This is a genomic window from Campylobacter estrildidarum (assembly GCF_005406205.1).
Taxonomy (GTDB): Bacteria; Campylobacterota; Campylobacteria; order Campylobacterales; family Campylobacteraceae; genus Campylobacter_D; species Campylobacter_D estrildidarum.
The window spans coordinates 1-1,492 of record NZ_NXLZ01000037.1 but is presented as its reverse complement, the minus strand read 5'-3'; the positions used below and the strand labels follow the sequence as shown (position 1 = coordinate 1,492).

Genomic DNA, 1,492 nt, shown 5'->3' with positions numbered 1-1,492 from the left:
TAAAAAACTGTTTAATCTCTTCCATTGTTTCTCCTTAAAGTTCTTTATAATAATTTCTATCAATCTTGCCATTTTGATTAAGTTTAAAACTATCTATTCTTTTAAAATGTTTAGGTATCATATAAAGAGGTAATTTATCTTTTAAAAATATTCTAAAATCAATCTCTTCTTTACTCTCATAAAAACAAATAATCTCTTCTTTAAAAATACAAGCAGAGTTTCTTACTTTATCATGAGAATTAATAATACTTTCTATTTCTCCTAATTCTATTCTATGACCCATATACTTAATCTGATTATCAGCTCTTCCATAACATAATAATTCTTCAAATTCATTATAAGCAACAATGTCTCCTGTTTTATAGAGTAAATCTAAATAATTATCATGTAAAGGATTTTGTATAAAAGCTTTTTTGGTTTTTTCTTTATCATTGTAATATCCTAAGGATAAAGAAGTTCCTCTTATATATAATTCTCCTTTTTTACCTATTTCTTTAGGACTTATATAATTCATATTTTCATCAAAAACTAAAAGTTCTGTATTTTTACAAGCTTTACCTATGGGTAAGAGTTCATCATCTTTGAAAGGGCGGTTGATGATATGAAAACAAGCAATGATTGTGATTTCAGTAGGGCCATAAAGATTGGCAAATAAACTTTGAGGTAGATGTTTTCTCCAAATGTTTAATTGTTTATTGGGCATAATTTCGCCTGCAAAGAGTATTTTTTTGAGAGAATTTAAAGGATATTTTTTAAGGCCTTTTTCATTTGCAAAATAAATCAACACCGAAGGCACCCAAAATATCGTACTAATCTTTTCTTGCTCTAAGTATTGTAATACTTTAGCGGGAAAAGCAAAGATATGATTAGGGATAATGTGCAAAGTTGCACCTTTAAACACAGTTGCCATAATATCAGAAACTGAAACATCAAAATAAAATTGGACTTGATTAGCTAAAATATCATTTTTATTGATATCAAATTCATCACAAAACCAAAAAGTATAATCAATCACACTCTTATGAGCAATACTTACTCCTTTAGGAATTCCAGTGCTTCCACTTGTAAAAAGCACATAAAGTAAATTAGTATCGATGTGTTTTTCTTTAGCTTTAGTGATTAGATTTTCATCGATATTAAAACTTTGAAAATCTTGCGTATAAAGAGTAGGTAAATTTAAATTTAATTTTAATTCTTTAGAGGTGATTAGAAGTTTTGGTTTTAAAACTTCTATAACTTTTTCTATTCTTTCTTTAGGACTTTTTTCATCTAAGAGTGTATAAAAGTTTCCACTTAAGGCTACACCAAAGAAAGAAATCAAACAATCAATGCCTTTAGGTAATATAATAAGAATGGCTTTTTGTAAAGGTAGGGTATCAGTATCTAAAGTTCTTAGAATTTCACTAGCAACTTTTTTAGAATAAAGATCAAATTCTTTATAGGTGATTTCTTTTTTAGCAAAAGGTTCAACAAAGGCTATTTTTTCACTAAA

Annotated in this window: 1 protein-coding gene; it reads right to left on the bottom strand. The window is 27.0% G+C overall.

From position 1 onward, the window contains the following. Positions 1–34 precede the first annotated feature (34 nt). On the bottom strand, positions 35–1,492 hold a 1,458-nt coding region (locus CQA69_RS08820; RefSeq protein ID WP_137621399.1), incomplete at its 5' end, for an amino acid adenylation domain-containing protein.